Source organism: Bacillus stercoris (assembly GCF_029772985.1).
GTDB classification, from domain to species: domain Bacteria; phylum Bacillota; class Bacilli; order Bacillales; family Bacillaceae; genus Bacillus; species Bacillus stercoris.
In genome coordinates, this window is sequence record NZ_CP121861.1 from 1648548 (window position 1) to 1666593 (window position 18046).

At 38.8% G+C, this 18046-nt stretch carries 17 protein-coding genes and 3 pseudogenes; 11 read left to right on the plus strand and 9 right to left on the minus strand.

The window, feature by feature from the left end; all coding sequences use genetic code 11:
• Positions 1 to 2: 2 nt before the first annotated feature.
• Positions 3 to 1307 (minus strand): ABC transporter substrate-binding protein, encoded by a 1305-nt coding sequence (locus tag QA442_RS08530; RefSeq protein WP_255220426.1) that lies wholly within the window; start codon positions 1305 to 1307, stop codon positions 3 to 5.
• Positions 1308 to 1540: 233 nt separating this feature from the next.
• Here QA442_RS08530 and QA442_RS08535 point away from each other — a divergent pair, with 233 nt between their 5' ends.
• The 3 genes from QA442_RS08535 to QA442_RS08545 all read left to right on the plus strand — a co-directional run bounded on the left by QA442_RS08535 (position 1541) and on the right by QA442_RS08545 (position 5108).
• The gene (locus QA442_RS08535; protein WP_095432888.1) at positions 1541 to 2515 is read left to right on the plus strand and encodes a LacI family DNA-binding transcriptional regulator; all 975 of its coding nucleotides are present in this window, start codon (positions 1541 to 1543) and stop codon (positions 2513 to 2515) included.
• 532 nt (positions 2516 to 3047) lie between these two features.
• The gene (locus QA442_RS08540) at positions 3048 to 3983 is read left to right on the plus strand and encodes a cation diffusion facilitator family transporter (protein WP_095432889.1); all 936 of its coding nucleotides are present in this window, start codon (positions 3048 to 3050) and stop codon (positions 3981 to 3983) included.
• 87 nt (positions 3984 to 4070) lie between these two features.
• Positions 4071 to 5108, plus strand: coding sequence for a flavin-containing monooxygenase (locus QA442_RS08545; RefSeq protein ID WP_095432890.1), 1038 nt, complete (start codon positions 4071 to 4073; stop codon positions 5106 to 5108).
• Positions 5109 to 5392: 284 nt separating this feature from the next.
• On the opposite strand, the pseudogene QA442_RS08550 reads toward QA442_RS08545, so the two are convergent.
• Positions 5393 to 6085, minus strand: a pseudogene (locus QA442_RS08550) (LppY/LpqO family protein); the annotation flags it as partial.
• A gap of 25 nt (positions 6086 to 6110) precedes the next feature.
• On the opposite strand from QA442_RS08550, the pseudogene QA442_RS08555 reads away from it, so the two are divergent.
• The 6 genes and pseudogenes from QA442_RS08555 to QA442_RS08580 form a co-directional block, all read left to right on the plus strand.
• A pseudogene (locus QA442_RS08555) lies at positions 6111 to 6598 on the plus strand (FUSC family protein); the annotation flags it as partial.
• A 67-nt stretch (positions 6599 to 6665) separates the two neighbouring features.
• Entirely contained in the window at positions 6666 to 7700 is a 1035-nt protein-coding gene (locus tag QA442_RS08560) for an XdhC family protein (RefSeq protein WP_095432891.1), read from the plus strand.
• Positions 7697 to 8317, plus strand: a complete 621-nt coding sequence (locus QA442_RS08565) for an NTP transferase domain-containing protein (RefSeq protein WP_095432892.1) — start codon at positions 7697 to 7699, stop codon at positions 8315 to 8317. Before QA442_RS08560 ends, QA442_RS08565 begins: the two co-directional genes overlap by 4 nt.
• A gap of 5 nt (positions 8318 to 8322) precedes the next feature.
• Positions 8323 to 10653 carry a xanthine dehydrogenase family protein molybdopterin-binding subunit gene (locus tag QA442_RS08570; RefSeq protein WP_095432893.1) on the plus strand — a complete coding sequence of 777 codons (2331 nt, stop codon included), beginning with the start codon at positions 8323 to 8325 and terminating at the stop codon, positions 10651 to 10653.
• Positions 10640 to 11482 carry an FAD binding domain-containing protein gene (locus QA442_RS08575; protein WP_095432894.1) on the plus strand — a complete coding sequence of 281 codons (843 nt, stop codon included), beginning with the start codon at positions 10640 to 10642 and terminating at the stop codon, positions 11480 to 11482. Before QA442_RS08570 ends, QA442_RS08575 begins: the two co-directional genes overlap by 14 nt.
• On the plus strand, positions 11475 to 11939 hold the full coding sequence (locus QA442_RS08580; RefSeq protein ID WP_040082384.1) for a (2Fe-2S)-binding protein: 465 nt from the start codon (positions 11475 to 11477) through the stop codon (positions 11937 to 11939). Before QA442_RS08575 ends, QA442_RS08580 begins: the two co-directional genes overlap by 8 nt.
• A 203-nt stretch (positions 11940 to 12142) precedes the next feature.
• Here the strand turns inward: QA442_RS08580 and QA442_RS08585 are convergent, their stop codons facing one another.
• Together QA442_RS08585 and blt are read right to left on the minus strand one after the other, a co-directional pair.
• Positions 12143 to 12601 (minus strand): spermine/spermidine acetyltransferase, encoded by a 459-nt coding sequence (locus QA442_RS08585; protein ID WP_095432895.1) that lies wholly within the window; start codon positions 12599 to 12601, stop codon positions 12143 to 12145.
• A gap of 199 nt (positions 12602 to 12800) precedes the next feature.
• Positions 12801 to 14003 (minus strand): multidrug efflux MFS transporter Blt, encoded by a 1203-nt coding sequence (gene blt / locus QA442_RS08590; RefSeq protein ID WP_095432896.1) that lies wholly within the window; start codon positions 14001 to 14003, stop codon positions 12801 to 12803.
• 110 nt (positions 14004 to 14113) lie between these two features.
• Between blt and bltR the strand changes: the two genes are divergently transcribed.
• Positions 14114 to 14935, plus strand: coding sequence for a multidrug efflux transcriptional regulator BltR (bltR, locus tag QA442_RS08595; RefSeq protein WP_095432897.1), 822 nt, complete (start codon positions 14114 to 14116; stop codon positions 14933 to 14935).
• An 82-nt stretch (positions 14936 to 15017) separates the two neighbouring features.
• A pseudogene (locus QA442_RS08600) lies at positions 15018 to 15155 on the plus strand (N-acetylmuramoyl-L-alanine amidase); the annotation flags it as partial.
• Positions 15156 to 15354: 199 nt separating this feature from the next.
• Here QA442_RS08600 and QA442_RS08605 read toward each other — a convergent pair.
• From QA442_RS08605 to QA442_RS08620, 5 genes are all read right to left on the minus strand, one after another.
• Positions 15355 to 16098 carry an SDR family oxidoreductase gene (locus QA442_RS08605; RefSeq protein WP_095432898.1) on the minus strand — a complete coding sequence of 248 codons (744 nt, stop codon included), beginning with the start codon at positions 16096 to 16098 and terminating at the stop codon, positions 15355 to 15357.
• Between the two features lie 284 nt (positions 16099 to 16382).
• Positions 16383 to 16760 carry a MerR family transcriptional regulator gene (locus QA442_RS08610; protein ID WP_069839547.1) on the minus strand — a complete coding sequence of 126 codons (378 nt, stop codon included), beginning with the start codon at positions 16758 to 16760 and terminating at the stop codon, positions 16383 to 16385.
• Positions 16761 to 16922: 162 nt separating this feature from the next.
• Positions 16923 to 17015 (minus strand): SMI1/KNR4 family protein, encoded by a 93-nt coding sequence (locus QA442_RS22205; RefSeq protein WP_375542143.1) that lies wholly within the window; start codon positions 17013 to 17015, stop codon positions 16923 to 16925.
• 8 nt (positions 17016 to 17023) lie between these two features.
• Positions 17024 to 17257, minus strand: coding sequence for an SMI1/KNR4 family protein (locus QA442_RS08615; RefSeq protein ID WP_251199139.1), 234 nt, complete (start codon positions 17255 to 17257; stop codon positions 17024 to 17026).
• Between the two features lie 427 nt (positions 17258 to 17684).
• The gene (locus QA442_RS08620; RefSeq protein ID WP_069839546.1) at positions 17685 to 17972 is read right to left on the minus strand and encodes a DUF1330 domain-containing protein; all 288 of its coding nucleotides are present in this window, start codon (positions 17970 to 17972) and stop codon (positions 17685 to 17687) included.
• Between the last annotated feature and the right edge of the window lie 74 nt (positions 17973 to 18046).

Below are 18046 nucleotides of genomic sequence, written 5' to 3' on the forward strand. Positions count from 1 at the left end.
TGCTAGTTTGCCTTATCAATGGCAGATTGCATTTCTTTTACACGTGTATCCAGCACTTTTTGAATATCCTGATTTTGATCATAAAAGCTGATATCATCGATTGTTTGTTGAAATGCTCGAGTGACCTGCGGATATGCCGGGGTTACCGGACGAGCATGGCCTGTTTGTTTCAGCTGCTGCATAAAGACATTCATTTCATCAGAAAATTCTTTTGTCAGCACTTTCTCTGATGAATAACGTACAGGCAGAGCGGCGATTGATCGGCTTAATTCAATATTGGAATCCTTATTAGTCATCCAATCTACTAATTTTGCTGCCCATTCTTTATTTTCAGACGCTTGTGTCATGGCGAACTGCCAGCTTCCCGAAGGAGAGACAAGCTTTTTGTTTTTTGGTGATACAGGATATGGCATGACTCCATAATCGACGTTGGAAAAGTTTGTTTTCAGGTCGGTTATTGTCCACACACCGCTCATCTTCATCGGGTATTTCTCCGTTTCAAACGCTTGTTTGACAGGGGTGCGTGTTGTATAGCCCTCTTTAAGCATCGTTTGTATAAACGTCATCGCTTCAACGGTTGGTTTTTGGTTAAAGACACCATCCGCTTTCTCCCCATTTTCTGAAAGGATATCCCCGCCAGCTGACCAAACAAACGGTAAGAGGGCATAAGTCAACATTTCGTCTTTTGACTGTAATTGCATATCGATGGCTGGTTTATCATATTTATGTTTCAGCTTTTTGCAAAGCGCAAGAAATTCTTCCCATGTCCAAGGGTCTTTTACTGTTGGCAGCGTTTTCAAATCAACCCCGGCATCCTTAAGCATTTTTTTGTTATAGTAGATGCCAACCGACGATTCACTGACGCCGATGGCATACAGTTTACCTTGATAGGTGCCTTGCTGCTTAATGCTTGGCAATAAATCTTTCTGGTCTTTAACATACTCATCCAAAGGTGCAATAACGCCAGATTTTGCATAAGCCGCAGTGTTTGGTCCGTCCAAAGTGATGACATCAGGCAGGGTGTTCGTTGTTAATGCCGCATTCACTTTGTCTTCATAACCTCCACCGTTTCCGCTTCGAGGAATGAATTCAATTTTTGCCTCGATATTTTCTGAAGCGTACTTTTTATTAAAGGCATCCACCCTTTTTTTGTAAATCTTTCCTTCCTCGTTATCATCAGATACATGCACCCACATTGAAATCATTTTCTTTCCGCCGCTATTTGCACTTTCGCTTTTGTTACAGCCCCAGATGGCACACATAAGCAACAGTAACAAACTTCCTAACATCAATCTTTTCATATTCATTACTTTCCCTCCTTTTGCACAAATTGTAAAAGCGCTTTCAAGAAGAATTGTATGTCAACCGGTTTCATGTGTCAACCGGTTGACATAAATTTATGTACAATTCAAAATATAAAGAACAATGTGGTGTATAGCCATTTGATTTATGGAAAATCCTTGCACATGTCAATCTGATTCTCTAAAATAAGTGCGTGACGAGTATTGTAAGCCATTTCAGTAAAGCAGGGGGAAAGGGAATGAAGCCTAGCATTCATGATGTTGCAAAAATAGCGGGAGTCTCATCTACAACGGTTTCAAGGGTATTAAATAATCGCGGCTATATTAGCGAAAAAACAAAAGATAAAGTTTACAAGGCGATGGAAGAAATCAATTACTTTCCAAATGATTTGGCCCGTTCTTTGTTCAGAAAACGCACCAATTTAATAGGGCTTATCATTCCAAACTCCAGCAATCCGTTTTTCGGCGAACTCGCCTTTTATATTGAAAGCATCTGCACTTCCATGGGCTATAAACTGCTGCTTTGCAATAGTTTAAATCGAATAGATAAAGAAGAAAAATATCTCGAAATGCTGATTAGGAATCAAGTGGATGGGGTCATCGCCGTCACTTACAACCGGGGAATACTCAATTATCACCAGCAAAATCTTCCGATTGTCGCGATTGACCATTACTTATCAGAAACAGTCCCTGTTGTCGGCTCAGACAACTTTGATGGAGGCAAAAAGGCAGCAGAACTACTGATAGAAAAGGACTGTCAGCATATCGTTCACATCAATGGGCCGATTGAACTTGAAACGCCTGCAAATCTCAGGAGAAAAGCATATGAAGATGTGATGCGTGAACACGGAAGACAGCCTGTTACATATGAAGTGCCATTTCATAAAGACTACCGGCACATCATTTCAAAACTATTTGATGAACAGCCTGCAGTTGACGGAATTTTTGCCAGTGATGATATCATAGCTGCCGGAGTCATTACAGAAGCTAAAAAACGTGAAAAAGACGTTCCAGGTCAATTAAAAGTGATTGGTTATGACGGTACAGAAACCATTCAGGCTATTCTGCCGGAATTGACTACAATCCAACAGCCGATTGAATTAATTTCCAAAACAGCCATTGAGATTTTAGAAAAACAAATTGAAGGCGAATTTGATGATTTACCACTTGAAACGTATTTGCCCGTACAGCTTTTCGAAGGCGGGACGACGTAATGAACATGGCAGAAGAGTTCTAGGAGTTAGATGATCTCTTTTTATAGATGGCCTTTTAACGCTTCTAATTGATTTGCTTGTTCTATATTTGATACACATAAAATTAGAAGTAAGAGAAATTGAGAAGGATCATTCGCAGAGGATCTATATCAAGAAGAAAACATACCAAATTGATTTGGTATGTTTTTATTTATGTATTGAATCTCTTAAAAGCATTCATACATGCTCCCAATGCTGTGTGCGTGTAAGCTACCCGAGACAAACATAGCATCACCAAGTTAGAGGAGTAAACCATGAGTTTGCTTCTCTTTTTATATGCTAACGATGATTCTTGTGAAGCGATATGGGGAAGATTAAAGACTAATCTGGAATTTTCATAAAAATTATTTTGACATTTCAATGTAAACAACTTATATTCATATATGAGCATACATTCATATAATTATTTTGCATCACGTTAGAATGCTCAATAACAGATGTAACATCATAACTACATATGTATCAACAAACTTTCGTTAAGGAGGAGATTTTCATGGGTCATAATCATACTGAAGGAGCCAATAAAAAGGTTTTATTGATCTCTTTTATCATCATTACAGGTTATATGATGATAGAAGCTATAGGCGGATTTTTAACAAATAGTCTGGCGCTTTTATCAGATGCAGGCCATATGCTGAGTGATTCAATCTCATTAATGGTTGCCCTGATTGCTTTTACTTTAGCTGGAAAAAAGGCGAATCACAATAAGACATTCGGTTATAAACGATTTGAGATTCTCGCCGCGGTGATAAACGGGGTTGCATTAATTCTTATTTCCCTTTACATCATTTATGAAGCAATCGAACGTTTCTCTCATCCACCAGAAGTAGCAACAACCGGCATGCTTATAATTAGTATTATCGGCTTAATAGTGAATGTATTGGTTGCATGGATTATGCTGAGAGGCGGAGACACAGAGGGTAACCTGAACATAAGAGGAGCTTATTTACATGTGATAAGCGATATGCTCGGCTCTGTAGGCGCCATTTTAGCTGCCGTACTTATCATCTTCTTTGGGTGGGGCTGGGCAGACCCATTGGCGAGCGTCATTGTGGCTATTCTTGTTTTAAGAAGCGGTTACAATGTGACTAAAGATGCTATTCACGTATTAATGGAAGGAACACCAGAAAATATCGATGTCACTGACATTATTCATACAATTAAAGAGACAGAGGGAATTCAAGACATTCATGATTTACACATATGGTCTATCACAAGTGGATTAAATGCTCTTTCCTGCCACGCTGTTGTTGCCGATCAACTAACCATTTCAGAAAGTGAAAATATTTTACGCAAAATTGAACATAAGCTTGAGCATAAAGGCATTACGCATGTAACCATACAAATGGAAACCGAAGCGAATCATCACGATAATACGATCCTTTGTCAGGCCAAAATTGAGAAGCCTCTTGACCACCATCACCATTAAATTTTTTCTCTCATTATATAGTGAGGAGATCAATAGCATTTTGCAGATTCTGTCTACTGATAATATAAAATTGATGGAGGGCTTAATATGTACGACACTATCGTAATCGGGGCTGGTCAAGCAGGAATCTCAATAGGGTATTATCTTAAGCAGACCGGCCAAAGGTTTCTCATTTTGGATAAAAGCCATGAGGTTGGGGAGAGCTGGAAAGATCGGTATGACTCATTGGTTTTATTTACTTCTCGAATGTATAGCTCATTGCCTGGAATGCATCTTGAAGGAGAAAAGCATGGACTTCCTTCAAAAAATGAAATTGTTGCTTATCTAAAGAAATATGTTGAAAAATTTGAAATCCCAATCCAATTACGGACAGAAGTAATAAGTGTCCTAAAATCAAAGAATCATTTCTTAATAAAAACCAATAGAGAAGAATATCAAGCGAAGAATCTTGTCATTGCTACAGGTCCTTTTCATACCCCTCATATTCCATCAATATCAAAGGATTTAGACAGTAATATTAATCAATTACACTCGTCACAATATAAGAATTCAAAACAATTGGTAGATGGAAATGTACTAGTAGTTGGTGGGGGGAATAGTGGTGCTCAGATAGCTGTTGAATTATCCAAAGAAAGAGTTACATATTTAGCTTGTAGTACTAAACCAGTTTATTTCCCTTTATTGATTGGAAAAAGAAGCATCTTTTGGTGGTTTGATAAATTAGGAGTTTTACATGCAAGTCATACATCAATATTAGGAAAATTCATTCAAAAGAAAGGCGATCCAATATTTGGGTTCGAATTAAAACATGCCATAAAACAGAGGGAGGTCATCTTAAAAACAAGAGTCATAGGGGGAAAGCAAAATGAAATCGTTTTTAATGATTCATCTTCATTAGAAGTAAATAATATTATTTGGGCTACAGGTTTTAGGAATCCCCTTAGTTGGATAAAAATAAAAGGTATTTTGGATAAAGAAAATCGAATCATACATCATAGAGGTGTTTCACCTATAGAGGGATTGTACTTTATTGGTTTGCCTTGGCAGCATAGGCGAGGTTCAGCATTGCTTCAAGGCGTAGGAAATGATGCTGAATACATTGTAAAACAAATGAACGGTGAATAAATTGAGTAGAGCAGTAACTCACAAGTTTACTGCTCTATTTTTTGTGTGAGTAAGTGTCGTTATGTTACGGTGTAAAGCCGCAAAGGTATCGCTGTTGTATCTCTTGACTTGCAATCTTCTCGTGCTACATGTGCAGCACGTAAGGTTGCTTCCCAAATCGTAGGATGAACTGAAGAATGACGGACTGATAATGCCCGTTGTAATACCCTTCCACTATATTAAAGGGCTCATTTAGTTTATGTAAAAAGCAATTTTTTAAATCGCTTTTTTTGCGCAAAATCATGTTAACCTCTAACTTCTTTATCAGTAAGAACTTTTAAAGCATCTCTTACTTTTAATGCGAAGTTGATAGGTTTATCAATTGATTCGAAATGAATATACATCAGTCTTGGTTTATCAAACAACCAGTGATTATGAAGTGACGTGACAATCAGATCATGTTCCCGAAGCACACTAATAAATGGATTGATTTCTTATTGAAGAATCACGGTTTCACCACTGCAAAGAGCGCGGCCATCTTTTGTCATTGATTCAAATGAAAACAACTGAGGAATGAGTAAAAATGATCTTCCTGGTCTTCCCAGTACTTCTGGTTGTATATTCGTTCGTGATCTCATCACTGTGCAAATTCCATTTTCAAAAGTATGCATGGTTCCACCTAAAATATCGTTGAATTCGTCACAAAGACCATGCTGTTGAATCATTTCACCATCAACTTTTGCTTCCGCACAGACGGTTCTCTTGATAAGAACTTTCATAGCCTCCCTTACTTTTCTTGCAAATGTGAGAGGTTTGTCTATTGATTCAAAATGCATAAACATCAGACGTGGCTTATCAAACAGCCAATGGTTATGAACGGCAGTTACAATAATACCAAATTCGCGTAACTCAGGCATAAACGGGTTCACTTCTTCTTGAAGTAAAACAGTCTCACCTAAACATAAAGCTCTGCCATTCCGATCCATGCTTTCAAAAGCTTATCAGCTTTCTGACATACTTTGAGAACTGTCCAAATGGGTTCAATTAGAGTGGGGACAAGGAAAAGAGAACTTAGTGGAGTATAAAATGAACCATCTCCTACAGGAGTTACATGAGACAAAAGGAATGTTACAAACGGCTTCTCGGAGCTTAAAATTCAACCCTATCAGAAAAAAGTATAAAATCATTATTTCAAGATATCAAATACAGATGCAAAAGATGATTGCAGGATATGAGTATGTATCAAATATCGCGAAAACGTTAAAAGAATGGGAAAAAGAAGGGGCTTTTTCTTCAAGTGACAAAATTGAGTTGGGCAATGATTTAAAAATGTTAAGTGAATTTTTTAGGAATTGAAAGACATACAACAGGGTGAAATAAACGATTGGAAACAGAACGAACAGAACATGCTATTGGAATCTCTCCGTTCAAAAATGCTGTATCCACCGCTAATCATAAAGTCTATAAAGACTCTTTTTTTAGAAACAATGAAATTGCTGAAAAACTTATAATATTTTTTTAAAAAAAGAATATGGATATACAGATGTAGATGTAATGAGGTAAAAGCGGGGGAGTAAAATGGATGATATACACCGAATTTTGGATGCAGTCGCCAATTCTAAGAATGCTATGGTATTGGCTACCATAATTAAAGTAGAGGGGTCCGCTTATAAAAAAGAAGGGGCCTCCATGTTAATTTTAGGGGACAAAACAAGAGTTGGAATGTTATCTGCCGGTTGTTTGGAAGAAGATCTTATTGAAAGGGCAGAGCAAGTTTGGGCTACAGGAGAGCCCTTGATTGTTCATTTTGATATGAGTGCAGAGGACGATTTATCGTGGGGACAGGGAGTTGGCTGTCATGGTGTTTTGACGGTTTTACTCGAGCCTGTAAAAGGGGAATTAGAAAAAAATCTTAGGACAGTAAGGAAATGCTTAGATGTAAAAAAGTCTGTTACTCGAATGAAACGATTCACTAAAAGGTTAGAGCCAAGGGAAGATATGTATATCGTTGAAGATGGCAGCGTGTTTGGAACTGGGGATGTTAAGGAGCTAGGCTGTATTCAAAAACTGAGAAATCAGAATCCCCTTTATGATACGGAAAAGGGAATCAAAAGGGATGAACATACGTCTGATTTATTTTTTATCCATCAGATGGTTCCAAAACCTTGTTTATATGTCTTTGGAGCAGGGGAAGATGCTAAGCCATTAGTTTCTTTGGCAGCTGGTATAGGCTTTCATGTCACAGTGATTGATTGGCGTCCTTCTTTATGTCATAACGGCCATTTTCCTAGAGCCAACAATTTGATTGTAGGAGTACTGGAAGAAGTAATGGAGGGTCTGAGCATTACAGAAAGGGATTTTATAGTCATTATGACACACAGCTTTCAAAAAGATCAGATCATTTTACATAAAATCAAAAATATGGATGTGTTTTATAAAGGTGTATTAGGCCCTAGGAGGCGAACGGAACGACTATTAGGCGGGGCTCAGATTCCAGAAGATATTCATTCCCCAATTGGACTTCCCATTGGGGCACAAGGCCCCGAGGAAATTGCTATAAGCATTATTGGCGAGATGATTAAAAACATGCGAAAACAAAGGTCTACCTCATGAAAACAGCAGCCATATACTTGGCAGCTGGTACAAGCAGACGTATGGGAACAGATAAGCGAAGTTTATTTCTTAATGGAGCCTCCCTAGGAAGTATGGCTCTTAAAAATGCCTTATTATCTAAATTAGATCATATTTTCATTATCACGAGAAAGGGAGATTCACTGCATTGGCTTTCGGCTTTTTTCTTTTTATATCCTATGTCAAATAAATGGAGTCAGGTGGAATGTGAGCAAGCGGGTAAGGGCCAGGGCCACTCCATACAATGTGGTTTAAAAAGAGCAGTAGAGTATGAGGCTGATGCCGTTATCATTCTTCTTGCAGATCAGCCATTTGTCACCACAGATATCATCAATACGTTAATTGATTCCTATCAAAGAGAGCACCACTATTCATTTATAGCTGCTGAAAATCAACATCTGCCTATGCCCCCTATCTTATTTTCAAAGCAATGTTTTCCAGTGTTACATCAATTAAAGGAAGATCAAGGCGCTCGGTATGTCATCCGTGAACGTATTTTAAATACGGGAAAAATGATCAACTTCCAAGACCCTTTACTTTTTTATGACGTAGATACAGTTGAAGATTACACTTTACTACTGAATAATTTCGGGGAGTGAATGAGTTGGAGTATATCGGGAAAAGTGTTATACGAAAAGAGGCCCTTGAAAAAGTGACAGGAAAGGCGAAATATACAAATGATTTTCAAGAAACAGGGACATTACACGCAAAAATGTTGGTTAGTCCGTATGCTCATGCGAATATTGCTTCTATAGACTTTTCAGAAGCTTGGAAGATTCCTGGAGTGAAAGCGATATTGGGTGATGAACCTTTTCCGCTTGTAGGTGAAGAAATTAAAGACAGGTCGCCGATTGCTTATAAAAAAGTTAGATATCATGGTGAGCCAGTTGCTGTAGTTGTTGCGGAAAATCCAATCATAGCTCAAAAGGCGGCGGATGCTATCAAAGTGTCCTATGAACCTCTTCCCGTCGTAAATTCCCCCCGTGCGGCCTTCCAGAAGAATGCTCCTCTCGTCCATGAACATTTGGACCGCTATGAGAAGAAGCAAGGTGTATACCCGGTTCCGAAGACAAATATCGCAAACCTAGATAAAATCAGAAAAGGAAATATAGAAGACGGGTTTAGGGAAAGTGATGTGGTAGCGGAGTTTCAAATTTCCTTTAATCCTTCTGATCACGCTGCTATGGAAACAAGATGCTCGATTGCTGAAATTCGAGCCGATGGAGAGATTATCATCACCACATCCTCTCAAGCTCCTTTTGCCATTAAAAAATTAATGGAGTGGTATTTTGGAATTGAACCTGGAAAGGTTATCGTCAAAACCCCTTTAGTAGGAGGGGCGTACGGGGGAAAAGCAGCAGTTCAGTTAGAGGTTATTGCATTTTTAGCATCAAAAGCAGTTGGTGGGCAGCCTGTAAAATTATTTAATTCAAGAGAAGAGGATATGATCACATCTCCTGTTCATATCGGATTGGATGCCATCGTAAAATTAGGAGCAACAAAAGATGGAATCTTAAGGGCGGCAGACATTCAGTTTTTATTTGATGGCGGAGCATACTCCGATAAAGGAGTTGACGTCAGTCGAGCTGGAGTGGTTGATTGTACGGGTCCATACGCAATCGACCATATATGGTGTGATTCATATTGTATGTATACGAATCATCCATATCCCAGTGCATTTAGAGGCTATAGTCATGCTGAAGTTTTATTTGCTTTTGAACGAACGATGGATGTATTGGCAGAAAAGCTAAACATTGATCCATTAGAACTTCGCTATAAAAATGCCATTCGTCCTGGTGATACTACACCTACTCAAGTTCTTCTCAATTCAAGCACGGTCGGAAATGTACCAAAATGTATTGAAAGATTGAAGGAATTAATGAATTGGGACGAGGGACAGAGAATTGAAATCGATGATCGGAAGATACGGGCAAAGGGAATGAGCTGCATTTGGAAAACGTCAACATTTGATACAAATGCAACATCCGGGGTTATTTTAACCTTTAATCCTGACGGAAGCATTAATTTGATGTCAGGGGTAGTGGAAATTGGAACAGGGACAAAAACAGTGTTAGCCCAAATCTTAGCGGAACGAATGAAAATGGACATAAGCAAAATTCATGTAAAAATGCTTATCGATACCCAAACAACACCTGAGCATTGGAAAACCGTAGGCAGCAGAGGGACTTTAATGGGAGGAAGAGCTGTACTGAATGCAGCGGAGGAAGCCATTCGAAAGCTTAAGGACGTGGCATCTTGTGTGTTAAGAGTTCCTGTTGAGGAATTAGAGGTGGCTGATGGAAAGGTTTATTTTTTAGATAATCCTAATGTGAATGTTGAAATAAAAGACATTGCTTACGGATATACATTTCCAAATGGAAATACCATTGGCGGCCAAATCATTGCGAGCGGCAACTACACATTAACCCGGATGACGAATTTAGACCAAGAAACAGGAAAAGGAAAGCCGGGACCCGAGTGGGCTGTAGGCGCTCAGGGAATTGAAGTTGAATTAGATAAACGGGATTATACGTATCGAATTACAAAAGCCTATTCTGTTGTGGATATCGGAACTGTATTGAATGAAAAAGCGGCAAGGGGTCAAGTGATGGGGGCGATGAGTATGGGAATCGCATTTGGAGGAAGAGAAACCTTTGTGTTTGATCCATATGGAAGAGTATTAAATCCTCAACTTAGAACATACAGACCCCTTCACTATGGAGAGCAGCCTGAATATATCATTGAATTTGTTGAAACCCCGCATGTGATTGCGCCTTATGGAGCGCGCGGCGGCGGAGAACACGGACTGTTGGGGATGCCGGCAGCATTGGGGAATTGCCTTTCCACTGCTTTAGGTGTCCAATTGAATCAACTTCCTCTGATTCCTGAACATTTATGGAGGACGCAAGAGGGGTGGAAAGATGATACCGTTTGATTTCGACTATTTTAAACCGAAGACCATTCAAGAAACAACCCGCCTGTTTCACTCTCTTGCGGCCGAAAAGAAAACACCAATGTATTATTCCGGCGGCACAGAAATCATAACCTTAGGAAGGTTGAATCTCATCTATACGGATGCAGCTATAGATATTAACGCACTTCCGGAATTTCATACCATCCGTTTTCATGAAAATTATCTAGTGATGGGAGCAGGTGTGTCATTAACGAAAGTGGAGGAAGAAAATTCGTTTCCGTTATTGAGTAAAACAGTAAGTGAAATCGCGGACCGGACGGCTCGAAATAAAATCAGCCTGGGTGGAAATATTTGCGGGAACATCTATTATCGTGAGGCAGTCTTGCCGTTGTTAATTTCCGATAGTTTGGTAGGAGTCGCAGGGAGAGCAGGGCTTCGTTACCATCCTATTAATAAAGTATTTAACAGGGAAATACAATTACAAAAAGGGGATTTTTTATTTCATATCCTTATAGATCGAACGTATATAGAATTGCCATTTGTAAGTATAAAAAGAAGACAACAGTGGAATGTTGGGTATCCATTGGTGACAGTTTGTGCACTAAAAAAAGATGAAGAGGTTAGAATGTCCTTTAGCGGCGTATGTCCATTTCCTTTTCGTTCTATTGAAATGGAGAAAATGTTCAACGATAAAAGCTATTCATTAGAAGACAGAGTGCGCAGGTCTTTACAGTATCTGCCCAAACCCATTCTTGATGATGTAGAAGGCTCAAGTGAATATCGAATATTTGTCTTGCAACATGCAATCTTGGATGCCTTACATGAATTAGAAGGAGGCCCAAATGTCTAACCCTATTACATTAAAAATAAATGGCAAGGAAAGACGGATTACTGTTAGACCAGCCGATACTTTGTTATATGCCCTTCGTCTTCGTCTTGGATTAACTGGTTCAAAGCCAGGCTGCTTAAATGGCGATTGTGGTGCCTGTACGGTATTAATAGATGGAGTACCGATGAAATCTTGTTTGATGCTTGCAGTAGAAGGTGAAGGTAAGGATATTACTACAATTGAAGGACTTATAAATACGCCAATCCAAAAGGCTTTTATTGAGAAATTTGCGTTTCAATGTGGCTATTGTACCCCAGGTTTTCTAATGAATTGTCATGCTTTAGTGAATACTGAGCCGAACGCTGGCGATGAAACGATAAAAGATTGGCTGCAGTCCAATATTTGCAGATGTACTGGTTATAGGGAGATTGAAGAAGCAGTTAAATCTGTTTTACATACAGAGAAAGGGAATCATTAGCCCGGCATAACTGATTACCAAATATCACGTAAGATTTTTTCTTCTAATGAGATCCTTAAAGCCTGAGATGAACTGAATGTTTCATCCAGGCTTTTTTTAGGTATAACATAGCTTATCCTAGGGGGAATGTATATAGGCAATGATGAGTCAGCTGCCTGTAATGATGAAACGTTTCTTAGCAAACGAAGAAGTGCTTGGAAAACCTACAGCTCTTTCACCATGACTTTTTCGCCATTAAAATCGAGTTCACCATTAAAGTGAAAACCAAACCTTTGATAAAGGCGAAGAGCATGAATATTATTTTCAAATATACTTAAATAAATTCTCTTACATTTATATAGATCAGCAAGGTGCTGAATGAGAGCTTTAAGCATTTTCTTCCCTAATCCTTTTCCCTGATAGTGTTCGTCGATAAAAAATCGGTCAAGCCAAACTCGTCCATTTTTATTACCTTCATCATACTCGGGAAACAATCCATACATTGCAAAACCGACTAGATCTCCTTCATAGTAAAGCCCGACAGGTTTATAATAGCGGCAATCGTTTGCATCCTCTAAACACACTTTTGCAGATTCAATATATGATAGTTGATTCTGGCTGACATGCAGATCAAGAATGGCAGCACGATTATCATCAGTTACTGCTTTTATTTTTATACTCATACACATTCTCCTTATTTTTCTTATCTCCCGGTTAGGCTGCGGCTTAAGGTGATGGCAGATGGAATTGATATTGCTAAAACTCAGCATTACTATATTCACGTCAAGCAACATGTAGCCTATCAAATTAAGTACCTTATCTTATTGTGCCTAACCAGGGGCATTCCCTGCAGCCAAATGACTTGCCTTTATAGAGAATGAATTAATTCAAAGCTGCAGCATCATTCTTATTTTCTTTCCAAACCATTGTAAGACCAAGGCCGATCACCATAACGAAACCTGCAAATAGGAAAGGGAAATGAATGTTAAGATCAAATAGGATACCGCCTAGAGCGGGGCCAAATATATTTCCCAGGCTGGTGTATGTGGAGTTCATGCCTGCTACGAAACCCTGCTGGTTACCGGCCATATTGGATAAAAAAGCAGTTAAGGCCGGACGTAGCAAATCGAACGCCAGAAAAATAAAACAAGTTACAAGCAAAACAGTTAAAAATCCTGACATAACAGTAGACACGAAAGCCAAGATCGCTCCGGTTATTAAGCACAGCTGAATGATTCTTTTCTCTCCAAGTTTGTTGACCAATTTCCCGAAAAGTAAAACTTGAATAACTACCGCCACAATTGAACTAATCGTAATAATGGTTGCAATATCTTTTGGTGTGAAGCCAAATTTATGATCAGAAAACAAGCTGAATACCGTTTCATAAGCTGATAAACCAAAAGCCATTACAAAGACGATAATAAATGCAATGAAATAGACAGGATGAATGGACTTCTTCAAGTCTTTAATGAAATTTGATTCCTTTGTATGAGATGAGAGTTGATGGCGTTCTTCTATCGACAATGACTCTTTTAGTATAAAAACGGAAGTGACAGCTGCTATTAATGCGATGGCGGAGGCGAAGAAAAACGGCATGCGGATGCCAAAGCCGGCAATAAATCCTCCCGCACCAGGCCCAATGATAAAGCCTGTGCTAATTGCAGCAGAAACATACCCCATAGCCTTTGACCTTTCCTTTAGGGTTGTCATATCAGCTACATATGCTGTTACCGCGGTCATGATAAAAGCCGCACTTATACCACCCAATATCCTCGAGAAATAAAATATTGAAACATGGGTCCCTAATCCGAAAATCAACTCAGATAAACTGAATATAAGCAACCCGAGAATAATCATTTTTTTTCTGCCGAAACGGTCAACCCATCTTCCCGCAAAAGGTGACGCAACTAACTGAGAAATGGCAAAAGCCGCAACAAGATAACCCATAGTGCTGCCGGATAAATGCATGATTTTCATAAAAGAAGGCATAACCGGAATAATTAAACCGATACCAAGAAATGCTACGAAGATGTTGCTCAATAGTATAATGAAAATCGTTTTTTGCTCACTTATTGATTTTTTCATTTGAATTCCCCTTTACTTGAACCCTTTTACCTATCCTTTTCACTTGAAGCTTTTTTCAAGTACAATCAAATCATAAGGTATATGGTTACCGTATAGTCAAGGAGGTTTTTATGGGCGAAGATGTTAGGAAGTATTTCACAACAGGGGAGTTTTCAAAGCTCTGCCGTGTCAAAAAACAAACCTTATTTCATTATGATGAGATTGGTCTATTCTCACCGGAAATAAAAAAAGAAAATGGGTATAGATATTATTCCTATCATCAATTTGAGATTTTTCAAGTCATTAGACTATTTAAAGAGCTTGGCGTTCCGTTAAAAGAAATAAAGTGTCTAATAAAAGGGAAAACACCAGACAAGATCCTGCATGTTCTAAAAGAAAAATCTGTTGAGATTGATAAAAAAATAAATGAGCTTAAGCAGTTGCAAACGATCTTACAAACAAAAGTGACGCTTACAGAACAAGCACTTGAGACTGATTTTTCCTCAATTTCTTTTGAATATTTACATGAAGAAACATTCATGTTAAGCCGAAAAACATTAAACTTACCAGAACGAAAATATGTGGCAGCCATTTCAGAACTCATTCATGAAGTTCAGCAATATGAATTAGATGAAGGATATCCGATAGGCGGAATCTTTGCACGGGAACAAATATTACAAAAAGACTTCTACAATTACAGTTACTTTTATATAAAAGTAAAAGATGGGATAGAGAACATAAATTATCATGTGCGGCCAAAAGGCCTTTATGCAGTTGGATATGAAATAGGCGGAAACACTGAAGAGGCGTATCGCAGAATCATTGAGTTCATTGAAAAGAATGGAATGCAAATAGGGGAAAATGCATATGAGGAATATATGCTGGATGAGATGGTAGTTGACGGGTATGAAAATACATACGCCAAAATCCTCCTTCAAGTTAAGGAGGTGTAAGATTACGAGATGTTGATATGGAAAAATTGTTACTATTGTGTGCCCAAGAAGAATATAAACTGGTTACATAAAAGCGAGCCCACATACAGGTGACGGTACAAACGGCACTGGGAACCGCAAGTCTATCGGCGTTGACATATGCGATAACGATTCAGGAGGCGCTAAATACTACGCTGCTGAAAATCTGGCCATCAAGTTTGTGGCGCAGTTGCTTAAAGAACTCGTAAGGGGCTTTTTTAATGGTTTCGAAAATCCCTAGCTATACAGGGTGTTTTCGAAATCATTTAAAAAACAACCAGTTACCGATTGATTATCGATGACTGGTTGTTTAACTTGCAAGGTGCTTGAACCCTCATATCAGAGGCTCTCTCTCCAAAAATCTACTCTGTTTTGGAATAGCTTGAACTTACTGCTCTTTTTTATAAGCTTTGAGACGTGGGGCGAACAATCAGTTCGTTAATGGTTACTTTCTTCGGCTGCTGGATAGCAAACAGTATGGTTCTTGCAATGTCGATTGGATCAAGTTGACTCCATTCCTGGCTCCCCAATTTCTCCAATGCCGGATAAATGGAGTTATCGGTTATGGTATCGTACAGTTCGGTCTCCACCGCGCCGGGAGAGATGAGCGTCGTCCGAATATTTTGCGTGTGTCCCAATTCCATTCGCATACCTTCTGTTAAAACCCGTACAGCATGCTTGGTCGCACTATAAATAGAGCTTGAAGGGAAGATGATGTGTCCCGCAATGGACGAGAAATTAATAATATGTCCCTCATTACGGTCCTCCATATGTTTGTATACCGCCGCCATCCCGTAGAGGACGCCTTTAATATTCACATCAATCATTCTCTCCCATTCGTCAACCTTCAAATTTCTGAAGAACGAAAGAGGCATTATGCCAGCATTATTAATCAATATGTCGATTTGACCATAGACTTTAATGGTTTCATCCGCCAATGCTTCAACGTCAGCGCGCGAAGTGACATCAGTCACCTTGTAGCTGGCCTCGCCCCCAGCGTTACGGATTTCTTCTTGCAACTGCTGCAATCGGTTTTCTCGGCGAGCGGCCAGCATAACTTTAATATTGTGTTGAGCGAGAAGTTTAGCTGTAGCCGCTCCCATTCCACTGCTTGCACCTGTAATGATTGCTACTTTTGCATTCATGTGTGATTCCCCTTTGTCCTTTTATTAGCCACTCATCGCTGGCTTGATTCTAGGTTATCAATTCGAGTTTGCTATAAGTCAAGCCTCAATAATTAAAATATTTCTCATAGGCGTAATCCCCACATATCCATGGTTTTTAGGTGATGAGGATAATAAAAGAGGGTGAAAAAGGGAATGAATGTATAAAATACATTAGAGTTCACTCTAATGTATGAATCAAAAAAACACGTCTTCATCCCGTAAAACGCTCTCCACTTTAGAGCGAAATGTTGCACGACGGAATCCTAGGGTAGCATCTTGTTCAATTCTTTTTCCTGCATGTCATAAAGTGCCAGCTTGTAATTGATTTGCTCCAAATATTTAATAGTCTTCGAGAGTTCCTTCTCCACTTTTTCCTTGTGCGTAAGCATCATTTGTTTACGCATGGTAAGTGTGTTCTCGCCTTCCCGATATAAATCCACATATTTCTTGATTTCGGCAAGTGGCATGCCCGTCGCTCGCAGCGCCAGAATAAAATTCAACCATTCCATACTCTCTTCGTCATACAATCGATTGCCACTCGAGTCGCGCTTGACGCATGGCAGTATTCCTTCTCGTTCATAAAATCGAAGAGTATGTGGGGTAATTCCGGTTTTCTCCGAAATTTCTTTAATCTTGAACATCGTTTTATCCTCCAATCATCGAAGTAAACTCTAACCTTTTTTCCTCATCCACTTCTATATTACTGGCATTAATTACTGATTATTAAGCGGATTCAACAAGCTTTTAAATAAGAGTATACTGTTGGGTATTCGAAATAAAAAGCTATACTTTCATTAGCGATCTCAGATCCAAAAAACAATTACGGGTTCATGGAGAAGATATCTGTAGTCAAAACAAAAGAGGTTTCCCCCTGCATCTGTAGCAAAAGGTATAATCTTATCAACTAACTGGTCTTTACTTTAACATTATCAATTGTAATAAGGAGATCAATTGGTCGAGTAGGATCTCCGATGCTCAGTAAATTGTTGATTGATTCTCGAGAATCTTGAAATAAAACGACCTTTTTATCTATAGGGAAACATCCATTTTGGTCTTTAATGAACTCTCTGTAATCTGTCGGGAACTTGATTTTTAATTTTTCTTCTACATACTCAATTTGACTGTTTGTGAGGTACATCTCTCAATGGAGAATTTAGTGGTTTTGGTTTGGAGATTGGCTTATTAAAAACTCACTTCGTGGATGAAGACAATGCTTCAAATGGAGTTTTAAAAATTGTCGCTGGTCGAGTTAATGCATAAAAAGGAAGGTGATTAGACCTTCCTTTTTTATTCGGATGGATTGCTGAACTTGTGCCCAAAATGAATAAAAAAATGTAAATGAGTGTAATGAATGACGACAAATGCGTGAAATAACAGGCATTTGTAACTGAATATGTACTCCCACTTTATTAAGGGCCTAGTGGATGAATAATCCGTGAAGGTTCAAGTCCTCTCGGCCGTATCAATGATACCAAGGGTTTTGCTGCCCTTCGTTATCATCTTTCAAATATCCTTTCGATCTCAGTGAAAAGTCTCGTCTGCTTTTTTGAAAATGGATTTATAAACTATAAACCTTCTGCAGCAATTGCCTTTCCTACGGTATTTGCCCTTCTTATTTTCTTTAAAGGTTCGTACATTTCCGAGTTGAAAAAAGCTTCAATGTTCTGTTTACTAGGAAACTTGAGAATCACAAGTCTTTTAGGCTTCCAATCTCCCTCCATGACAGTTGTGTTGTCATCTTGAACGATGGGGTAACCACCGAAATGATTGACGACACTAAAAATACGATCTTCATATTCTTTGAAGTTATCTGGGTTAGTAATATCAATATCAATAACTAGATAAGCACTCAAAGTAACACCACCTTAGTTGATTTGGAAAGGGCTGAGTTTTATCTCCTCGTTTTCTAAGACCCCTTTCTAGATAA

Coding starts and splice junctions, on each gene's coding strand:
- QA442_RS08530 (WP_255220426.1), bottom strand. CDS start 1,307: ATGAATATGAAAAGATTGATGTTAGGAAGTTTGTTACTGTTGCTTATG.
- QA442_RS08535 (WP_095432888.1), top strand. CDS start 1,541: ATGAAGCCTAGCATTCATGATGTTGCAAAAATAGCGGGAGTCTCATCT.
- QA442_RS08540 (WP_095432889.1), top strand. CDS start 3,048: ATGGGTCATAATCATACTGAAGGAGCCAATAAAAAGGTTTTATTGATC.
- QA442_RS08545 (WP_095432890.1), top strand. CDS start 4,071: ATGTACGACACTATCGTAATCGGGGCTGGTCAAGCAGGAATCTCAATA.
- QA442_RS08560 (WP_095432891.1), top strand. CDS start 6,666: ATGGATGATATACACCGAATTTTGGATGCAGTCGCCAATTCTAAGAAT.
- QA442_RS08565 (WP_095432892.1), top strand. CDS start 7,697: ATGAAAACAGCAGCCATATACTTGGCAGCTGGTACAAGCAGACGTATG.
- QA442_RS08575 (WP_095432894.1), top strand. CDS start 10,640: ATGATACCGTTTGATTTCGACTATTTTAAACCGAAGACCATTCAAGAA.
- QA442_RS08580 (WP_040082384.1), top strand. CDS start 11,475: ATGTCTAACCCTATTACATTAAAAATAAATGGCAAGGAAAGACGGATT.
- QA442_RS08585 (WP_095432895.1), bottom strand. CDS start 12,601: ATGAGTATAAAAATAAAAGCAGTAACTGATGATAATCGTGCTGCCATT.
- blt (WP_095432896.1), bottom strand. CDS start 14,003: ATGAAAAAATCAATAAGTGAGCAAAAAACGATTTTCATTATACTATTG.
- bltR (WP_095432897.1), top strand. CDS start 14,114: ATGGGCGAAGATGTTAGGAAGTATTTCACAACAGGGGAGTTTTCAAAG.
- QA442_RS08605 (WP_095432898.1), bottom strand. CDS start 16,098: ATGAATGCAAAAGTAGCAATCATTACAGGTGCAAGCAGTGGAATGGGA.
- QA442_RS08610 (WP_069839547.1), bottom strand. CDS start 16,760: ATGTTCAAGATTAAAGAAATTTCGGAGAAAACCGGAATTACCCCACAT.
- QA442_RS08615 (WP_251199139.1), bottom strand. CDS start 17,257: ATGTACCTCACAAACAGTCAAATTGAGTATGTAGAAGAAAAATTAAAA.